9 protein-coding genes and 2 pseudogenes are annotated in these 8046 nt (G+C 53.9%); 3 read left to right on the forward strand and 8 right to left on the reverse strand.

Features of this window, described 5'->3' with window-relative positions; all coding sequences use genetic code 11:
- Positions 1-1993 (forward strand): carboxy terminal-processing peptidase (locus M0974_RS08090; RefSeq protein WP_297835078.1); only part of this gene is annotated, 1993 nt, incomplete at its 5' end.
- A gap of 142 nt (positions 1994-2135) precedes the next feature.
- Positions 2136-3905, forward strand: a complete 1770-nt coding sequence (locus M0974_RS08095; protein ID WP_297835080.1) for a bifunctional diguanylate cyclase/phosphodiesterase — start codon at positions 2136-2138, stop codon at positions 3903-3905.
- 212 nt (positions 3906-4117) lie between these two features.
- Here the strand turns inward: M0974_RS08095 and M0974_RS08100 are convergent, their stop codons facing one another.
- From M0974_RS08100 to M0974_RS08110, 3 genes are read right to left on the reverse strand one after another with little or no spacing between them, the layout of a single operon-like run.
- Positions 4118-4621, reverse strand: coding sequence for an IS630 family transposase (locus tag M0974_RS08100; RefSeq protein WP_297835082.1), 504 nt, complete (start codon positions 4619-4621; stop codon positions 4118-4120).
- A gap of 43 nt (positions 4622-4664) precedes the next feature.
- Positions 4665-4904 carry a winged helix-turn-helix domain-containing protein gene (locus tag M0974_RS08105; RefSeq protein WP_297835084.1) on the reverse strand — a complete coding sequence of 80 codons (240 nt, stop codon included), beginning with the start codon at positions 4902-4904 and terminating at the stop codon, positions 4665-4667.
- The gene (locus tag M0974_RS08110) at positions 4905-5030 is read right to left on the reverse strand and encodes a hypothetical protein (RefSeq protein ID WP_297835087.1); all 126 of its coding nucleotides are present in this window, start codon (positions 5028-5030) and stop codon (positions 4905-4907) included.
- Positions 5031-5316: 286 nt separating this feature from the next.
- Here M0974_RS08110 and M0974_RS08115 point away from each other — a divergent pair, with 286 nt between their 5' ends.
- The gene (locus M0974_RS08115) at positions 5317-5826 is read left to right on the forward strand and encodes a hypothetical protein (RefSeq protein WP_297835089.1); all 510 of its coding nucleotides are present in this window, start codon (positions 5317-5319) and stop codon (positions 5824-5826) included.
- A gap of 146 nt (positions 5827-5972) precedes the next feature.
- On the opposite strand, the pseudogene M0974_RS08120 reads toward M0974_RS08115, so the two are convergent.
- From M0974_RS08120 to M0974_RS08140, 5 genes and pseudogenes are all read right to left on the reverse strand, one after another.
- A pseudogene (locus M0974_RS08120) lies at positions 5973-6355 on the reverse strand (transposase); the annotation flags it as partial.
- A gap of 62 nt (positions 6356-6417) precedes the next feature.
- Positions 6418-6579: pseudogene (locus M0974_RS08125) on the reverse strand (transposase domain-containing protein); the annotation flags it as partial.
- An 81-nt stretch (positions 6580-6660) separates the two neighbouring features.
- Positions 6661-7137: a sel1 repeat family protein gene (locus M0974_RS08130; protein ID WP_297835092.1), complete on the reverse strand. Its 477-nt coding sequence runs from the start codon at positions 7135-7137 to the stop codon at positions 6661-6663.
- Complete coding sequence (locus M0974_RS08135; protein ID WP_297835095.1) at positions 7134-7499, reverse strand: hypothetical protein; 366 nt, start codon at positions 7497-7499, stop codon at positions 7134-7136. The genes M0974_RS08130 and M0974_RS08135 overlap by 4 nt, the downstream gene beginning before the upstream one ends.
- Entirely contained in the window at positions 7496-7837 is a 342-nt protein-coding gene (locus tag M0974_RS08140; RefSeq protein ID WP_297835097.1) for a helix-turn-helix transcriptional regulator, read from the reverse strand. The genes M0974_RS08135 and M0974_RS08140 overlap by 4 nt, the downstream gene beginning before the upstream one ends.
- Positions 7838-8046: the final 209 nt, after the last annotated feature.

The raw sequence follows: 8046 nt of genomic DNA on the forward strand, positions 1-8046 counted from the left end.
CGTCAATACCGCGAATTTTACATTTAGTGATCCCGTGGTGTTCTCCGACCCGCTGGTGCCGGGTGATCTCGTCCAGTTCGCGATTGCGAAGAACACCGTCAGCACCCCGAACGTTTTCTCGATAATCGGAAGCTTCTCCACGGATTTCGGTGCCACTTGGACCACCGCTGGACAGCTGAGCGGGGAGATCGACCCTGCGTCGGCGACGGGCGCCTTCTACACGACCATCACGGACCTCTCCGGCGGCTTCGACCGAAATCACAATTTTTACCTGCTGTCCCTGCAGCACAACGACGACAACACGTCGGGATCGCTCGTGTTCGACAAGTTTGACTTCACCACCAAAGAAACCTTGCTGATAGACCGCAAGGACAGTCCTTGGGCCAAATCCGACGCTGAACTGGACGATTTGTGGCGCAAGCGGGTCGAGGATGAAGTGCTGCGATTGAAGATCGCCGGCAAAGAACCCAAAGCTATTCAAGAACTGCTGACCAAGCGCTACAAGAACCAATTGGCGCGATTGGAACAGACCCGCAGCGAAGACGTATTCCAGGCTTACATCAACAACTTCGCCATGTCTTACGATCCGCACACCAACTACCTGTCCCCGGACAGCGCGGAAAACTTCGACATCAACATGAGCCTGTCGCTGGAAGGCATTGGCGCCGTGTTGCAGAGCGACAACGACAACGTGAAAATTGTGCGCCTGGTTCCGGCCGGCCCTGCCGCCAAGACCAAGCAAGTTGCTCCGTCAGACAAAATCATCGGCGTCGCACAAGGCGACAAAGAGATGGTCGACGTGATCGGCTGGCGCCTGGACGAAGTGGTCAAGTTGATTCGTGGTGCCAAGGGTTCGGTGGTGCGCCTGGAAGTGATTCCAGCCACTAACGCACCGAACGACAACACCAGCAAAATCGTTTCGATTACCCGTGAAGCGGTGAAGCTTGAAGAGCAGGCGGCGAAAAAGTCGATCCTTAACCTCAAGCAGGATGGCCACGATTACAAACTGGGCGTCATCGAAATTCCGGCGTTCTATCTGGACTTCAAGGCCTACCGTGCAGGCGACCCGCAATACAAGAGCACCACGCGGGACGTGAAAAAACTGCTTACCGAACTGCAAGCCGAAAAAGTTGATGGCGTGGTCATCGACCTGCGCAACAACGGCGGCGGTTCATTGCAGGAAGCCACCGAGCTGACCAGCTTGTTCATCGATAAAGGCCCTACCGTGCTGGTGCGTAACGCCGACGGCAAGGTTGATGTGCTTGAAGACGAAGACACCGGCGCCTTCTACAAAGGCCCAATGGCGTTGCTGGTCAACCGTTTGTCTGCTTCGGCTTCGGAGATTTTTGCCGGCGCCCTGCAGGACTATCACCGCGCGCTGATCATCGGTGGCCAGACCTTCGGCAAAGGCACCGTGCAGACCATTCAGCCGCTGAACCATGGCGAACTGAAACTGACGCTGGCCAAGTTCTACCGGGTCTCCGGGCAGAGCACCCAGCATCAAGGCGTACTGCCGGACATCGCGTACCCGTCGATTATCGACACCAAGGAAATCGGCGAAAGCGCGCTTCCAGAGTCGATGGCCTACGACACCATCAAGCCTGCAATCAAGCCTGTGGTGGATCCGTTCAAACCATTCCTTGAGCAGTTGAAGGCACGCCACGACGCACGTTCGTCGAAAGACCCTGAGTTTGTCTTCATCGAAAACCGTCTGGACCTCGCACAAAAGCTGATGGCCGAAAAAACCGTCAGCCTGAACGAAGCCGAACGTCGTGCTCAACACACTGACATTGAAGGCAAGCAACTGGCGTTGGAAAACACCCGTCGCAAGGCTAAAGGTCAAGACCCGCTCAAAGAGTTGAAGAAAGAAGACGAAGACGCGCTGCCAGCGGATGACGACAAGACCAAACCCGAGGACGACGCTTACCTGTCCGAGACCGGGCGTATCTTGATCGACTACCTGAACTTGAATGGGGCGCTCGCGAAGAAGTAATCACATGGAATGAATGACTGAAGACTGCTGGCCAATTAGTTTCATTTAGAGGCATTTGGTCATCAAACAGTCATGAATCTGTCGTGAAATAGAGGGGCTGAGCGCTTTGTGCTCAGCCCCTTTTTCTTGCCCAGAGATTGCCATGACCGTCACTGAACAGCTGTGTGCACTGAGCTCAATTTTGGCTCATGGTGATCTGCACAGCTTGTTCCAGCCAATAGTGTCGCTGTCGGATCGCCGAATTCTGGGTTACGAAGCCTTGACCCGGGGCCCTTCCAACAGCCCGCTGCACTCGCCCCTCAATCTGTTCGCCATCGCACGCCAGGCAGGTCGCTTGAGCGAGCTGGAAATGGCTGCCCGTGAATCAGCCTGCCGACGCTTCAGCGCGCAAAAACTAGAGGGCAAACTGTTCCTCAACGTTTCACCGGAATCGCTGCTGGAGCCGACGCACCCGCCCGGTCGTACGTTGGAGCTGCTGCAAACCTACGGTATCGCCCCCAGCCAAGTGGTCATCGAACTGACCGAGCAAACGCCCACCGACGATTTCGAGCTGTTGTATAAAGCCCTGCACCATTACCGTGACATGGGGTTTACGATCGCTTTGGACGATCTCGGTGCGGGTTATTCAAGCTTGCGGTTGTGGTCGGAACTGCGTCCGGACTACGTCAAAATCGATCGGCACTTCATCGATGGCATTCATCAAGATGCGGTCAAACGTGAGTTTGTCGGTTCCATGCTGCAAATGGCTAAAGCGTCTCGGGCTCTGGTGATTGCCGAAGGCATCGAGTTACCGGAAGAACTGGCGGTATTGATCGATATGGGCGTGGACCTGGTTCAGGGTTATCTGCTCTGCCGTCCGCAAGAACAGCCACCGCGCGATGCCCGTGCGTTGCTGCCTAAATTTGGGCCCATGGTTGCCACCCTCAACGAAGATGCGCCAGACCTCAGAGCCTTACTGATTGAACAACCCGCGGTCAATCAATCGACGCCAACGGCCAGCGTGCTCGAACTCTTCCGCAAGCAAGCGAACCTGAACTCGCTGGCGGTGCTGGACGATTCATCTAAGCCCTGCGGCATTGTCCACCGCCATTCGTTGTCTGAGGCGCTGCTCAAGCCGTTTGCCACTGACCTGTTTGCACGTAAGCCGATCAGCCGCTTGATGAGCGATGACTTTCTCGCGGTGGAGTTGAATCAGTCGCTGCAACAGGTCAGCCGCTTATTGACCAGCCGCGCCCGGCAGCGCATCGAAGAAGATTTCATTATCACCGCCAACGGCGCTTATCTAGGATTGGGCCGGGTGATTGATGTGCTGAAATTGATCACTGAGTTGAAGATCCAACAGGCCCGCTACGCTAACCCGCTGACCCTATTACCAGGCAATGTGCCCATCCAGCAGTGCCTCACGCGCCTGTTGCAGCAAGGCCGGGAGTCGATGATTTGCTACGTGGACATCGACAGCTTCAAACCGTTTAACGATATCTATGGCTATGGTCGTGGTGACGAAGTGTTGCTGTGCCTGGCGCAGTGCCTGAACGACCGCATCGACCCCAGCCGAGACTTCGTGGGGCATATTGGCGGCGATGATTTCTTGATGGTGCTGGGCTCTGAAGATTGGCGCAAAAGGCTAAATTTATTGCTGGAAGATTTTCAGAATCAGTGCCGCCGCTTCTACCGCGCCGAGCATGTGGAATCAGGGTGTTTCACTGCCTTGAATCGTCAGGGCCAGCGCCAGGAGTTTCCGCTGCTGTCGCTGTCCATCGGCGTGGTGCACTTACGGCCCCAAGCCTGTGGGCATTTGGATGCTAGTCAATTGGCCGAATTGGCATCACAGGCCAAGCACTATGCCAAGGATATTGCCGGGGCAAGTGTGCATGTGATTGATACGCTGGATCATGAGGCGGTGGAAGGCTAACAGTCTTTTTGGGAGTAATCCTACAGCAGTCCTTGAAGTATCCTACATCCTATAAATCCCGTTTCCCGAAGCCTGTATTTCCGATGAAAAAAGGACTCGTACACATGGCTCATAATGCATATATGACCCTCACGGGTAAGACCCAAAACCTAATTTCAGCAAAGTGCTCGACGCCTGAGTCTCCTGGCAATAGATAAGTGCCCAACAAAAAGTCAGGTGGCAATCTTGCCGAGTCCAGACTGGATACGGTCTAGTGCGCCCTCTAGCCCTACTCGTGTGTGTTTGCGAAAAGGCAGCCACTGGTATTTGATCTTGCGCCAGAGGATTTCGATCCGGTTCAGCTCCGGGGAATACGGCGGCAAGAAGTACAGAGTCAGTCTTTCGAACTCCGGGAGCTGAAGTAGTGCACCTACCGCTTTCGCCGCACGAATGGAGGCGTTGTCCACCACCACAACCAAGGGTTTAGCTGTCTGCTTCAATAGTTGACTCAAGAAGCCCGCAAAGGCTAGCAACGTCATCGTCCCCCTAGTTCTTGACAGATACAGCCCACCAGAGCTGAGCATCGCCCCCATGACGTTGAGTCGGCCGGCTTTCTGTGGCTGAGTCTTGTGGGGCTTGCCGCGCAAGGTCCAAGCACTAAGCACCGGCGGTGCCAATGAAAAACCTGCCTTATCCACGTAAGCCAATTCGACTTCGCCTTCCAGCGCCTTCCACATAAGTTGCTCAAGCTCCTCACCGCTTTTTGCGAAGGCCTGGGCGTCACGGTTTTTTTAAACTGTAATGGGTTCGTTTCCAGACGAAACCGAGATGTTTGAGAGCATTCTTCACCGTATTCAGATGCACCGTAACGTCGAACTCTTCTACCAACCGCTGATGTATCTCGCCAGCACTCAACGGACTTGTTTGCGCCCACTCCTCAATAGTCGACGGATAGGCCGACAGCTTGCCCGGCGCACCTGAACGGGGCGCATCAAACAGACCCGTAAAGCCTTTGTTCAATCACTGTTGTCGACGTTCGTAGAAGGTTTGCGCCCTATCCCAACTAGGCCAATCTTTGCCCTTGCGAACGATAGCTTCCAGCTTGAGAATTTCTTCCTCGGTCAACAGTAAGGGCTTTTGTTTCATGGACAAGGGGCTCAAAAATCAGCATTTATGCGGGCCAACATAATGACCTGATTTTTTTGCTGAGCGCTTAACGGAGGACCGTCGACATACTTAGTGGTCAGTAGCATCGCGAGCACGCGGGGACTGGCCATGCTCTTTTCGATCAACTGTGCAGGCTTCTGCCCCGACAAACGGAAGCCATTTTCCCTTTTTTTTGCCGACACCTGTCATTTCTGCCAGTAGCCAACTCCCGCATTTGAGCGCTCAATTACATCTCTTCTATTACAACTAACAGGAAGTCTTTCACATGAACAACATCAAATCCGGCACCAACAATACTAACGGCGACAAAACGCCTGCAGCACAATCACGGAGGGAAGGTTTTGAATCTGTGGCATTGCAGATACTGAGAACACCTGGAGAGACTATAGAGTGTCCGACCTTGATCATTACCTTTGATGAGGGTTCAATCGATTTAAAAGATAGTGAAATTTCAATAGAAGATCAAACCGCCGGTATTTTTCCTCCCGGCACCATCGAAGGTCATTACTTAAAAATGCGGAACAACGCCACGTTGGGCATCACCCCAAAATCACCCTCTTCAACACTCCGATTTTGGTATACGCACCAAAACGTCAACAAGGTGAAAATTTTCTTATACCGTGGTGATGATTTGACGCGAATTGATTTCTGGCCAACGGGTGATGTTGGGGAACACTCACTGGATATAGCAGGAGTTAACCATATCCAGGTAGTACTTACTGATTACCTAACTCCAGCTTTTCTTGGACTTGACAATTTAATATTTTCTGATTAAAAACAGTGCTCTTTAGATAAGGCCTGAAATAAGGCCTTATTTTTCCGAAAAATCGGGCATCAAATTCTCAAAAAAGAGCGCTTCGCTGAAATTTTTAAAGGGCCATTTTTTTGATGAATTAGCCGGCTTTCGGTATTTATTAACCTTTAATTTCCATACTGCGGATGCGCCTGTCCTAAAGGCTCCATCAACTGTCGGCGTGCCGTTCTCAGGTTCGATAGCGCAAACGAGTTACCCATTGCTCGGTGTTCTTTACCCGTCTGCGAAATCTCACTTTAGTGTAAACAAACTGGCGTTTGATGACCCGAAACGGGGTGCTCAACCTTGAGCCGGAGTTTACGATCTGGCGTATTCAATTTTGCGCAACGCATGGCCAATGAAGCTTTTTTCTCCATGTTTGCGGCGGCTGCTGGGATTGGCCGAAATCGACCAGATCACCTTTGCGACCCTCGTGCTCAGCCCGCTTCCACATCGCTGTAGTCGTGTCGCCACAGGCATAGGTCTCTTCGCGACGTAGCAGCTGATCGACTGCATCATTGTTTCATCGTAAGGGATCCATTAATCCCACATACCGCAAGATTGCTGGCTCGTTTACTTTGGCAACTCTGGCGAGCAGTTCCAAGGCAGCAGCGCTTCGTAGTCCTCTACCAAGGCCGCTTGTGGCAAGCGTTCAAGTACGTGGCGCAGCCACATATAAGGCTCTTGGCCGTTAGCCATGGTGGTTTCGACCAGGCTGTAAATCTGGGCACTACTTACATTTGTAATGTTTGTACAAGGAGCAATAGCTTGGCTCGACCTTATCTAACCCTTGATCCACACGATAACCCGCCCCCCCTAAAACCCATGCGGTTTCCCCAACCCTTCCAATCGTATCGCCCGCTCCGGATCAGGCGCCATGCCTGGCCCTCCCAACTTATACAGCTGCGACAATTTAATCGGCGCCAAGGGATGCCCGGCTTCGACCGCCATTTCCCACCATTGAGCGGCTTCAAGCGCATCCGGAGGGTTGCGCAGGTCTCCAGTCAGGCTCATCACGCCGAGTTGATACGCCGCTTGGGGGTGACCGCCGATTGCGGCCAAGCGCATCAGCCGCGCGCCTTCGTCGCGGGCGCCCTGCCCGTCGCCACGAAAAACCAGAATGTGCCCATAGAAGCTCTCCGCATCGTGATCGCCTAGATAGGCCATCTGCGAATACTGGCCCTCAAGCCACTGCCAGCCCCTTGGCTGTTCAACCAGCCATGACCAGCGGTACATGCGTCGCGCCAACAGGTACGTCAGGCGTGCCCGCAGGTACCAAAAAGGCTGGCTCATGCAAGTTCCGGGTAACTGTATTCGAAGACTCTCACTACTTCAGATGCGTGCCAGGACGCTGCGGCGATGCCGTCCGAAGGGCCGGAGAATCGGCCGAGCCGTTCAACGCATTCAAAAAAACCGGTGCGTGGCAGGCGACTGGCGCCTTGGCTGATCACCAACGAACTGCGCAACGGTTGCTCCGCACGGGCATCCAGCAAAGCCAGATGCTCAAGCGCAGCGGTCAATGTCTGCATGGCAGGGGTAGGTAATTGCAAGCGTTCGAGCAACGCTCGGTAGGTCAGTAGATGCCGCTGACGGCGAGCCTGGTCCAGTTCAGCCAGCAACCCTTCCCAGTGTTGACGGCTGATGCGCACGCTCATGAGTCACCTCGCCAACCGGCGACACCGAGCTCCCAAGCCAAACTTCGGCTGATGGCGGCATCCGGCACTCGCTCGCCGCTTTCAATCAAGCCCAGATAAGACGGACTGATACCCACGGTGCGCGCTAACTGCGCCACCTCAAGGCCTTTCGCCTCGCGCAGTGCACTTAACTGATCCAGGCCCGGAAGATCTTCGGACGCTACTACGGAAGGTTGTGCTGTTTTTTGTCGTGGTGGTGGTTGATCTACGCCTGCGGCCTTGAGCAAAGCCTGGTACTGGGACCATGGCAAAACTGCGTACTCTGGCTCTCCATCGCGTGAAATTATCTGAAGATCCATAAACCCCCCTGTAGGACTACATCACTTTGTGTGTAGGCTTTTCCGTATGGGGCATCTTAACAGCGGACGGACGCAGGTAGCGTACATTGAATGCGCCGTGCATTTACTCATTTCAACCAATAGCTGAAAAAACGCGCCGCGAATCAATCTTTGCAGTGCTCTAGCTCAAGCAATGCCTGCGTTGCAGGCAGCCGCTCGACCATCGCCAG

Origin of the sequence: Pseudomonas sp. (genome assembly GCF_026224925.1) — a bacterium.
Lineage (GTDB): Bacteria > Pseudomonadota > Gammaproteobacteria > Pseudomonadales > Pseudomonadaceae > Aquipseudomonas.

Coding starts and splice junctions, on each gene's coding strand:
- M0974_RS08095 (WP_297835080.1), top strand. CDS start 2,136: ATGACCGTCACTGAACAGCTGTGTGCACTGAGCTCAATTTTGGCTCAT.
- M0974_RS08100 (WP_297835082.1), bottom strand. CDS start 4,621: ATGTGGAAGGCGCTGGAAGGCGAAGTCGAATTGGCTTACGTGGATAAG.
- M0974_RS08110 (WP_297835087.1), bottom strand. CDS start 5,030: ATGAAACAAAAGCCCTTACTGTTGACCGAGGAAGAAATTCTCAAGCTG.
- M0974_RS08115 (WP_297835089.1), top strand. CDS start 5,317: ATGAACAACATCAAATCCGGCACCAACAATACTAACGGCGACAAAACG.
- M0974_RS08130 (WP_297835092.1), bottom strand. CDS start 7,137: ATGAGCCAGCCTTTTTGGTACCTGCGGGCACGCCTGACGTACCTGTTG.
- M0974_RS08135 (WP_297835095.1), bottom strand. CDS start 7,499: ATGAGCGTGCGCATCAGCCGTCAACACTGGGAAGGGTTGCTGGCTGAA.
- M0974_RS08140 (WP_297835097.1), bottom strand. CDS start 7,837: ATGGATCTTCAGATAATTTCACGCGATGGAGAGCCAGAGTACGCAGTT.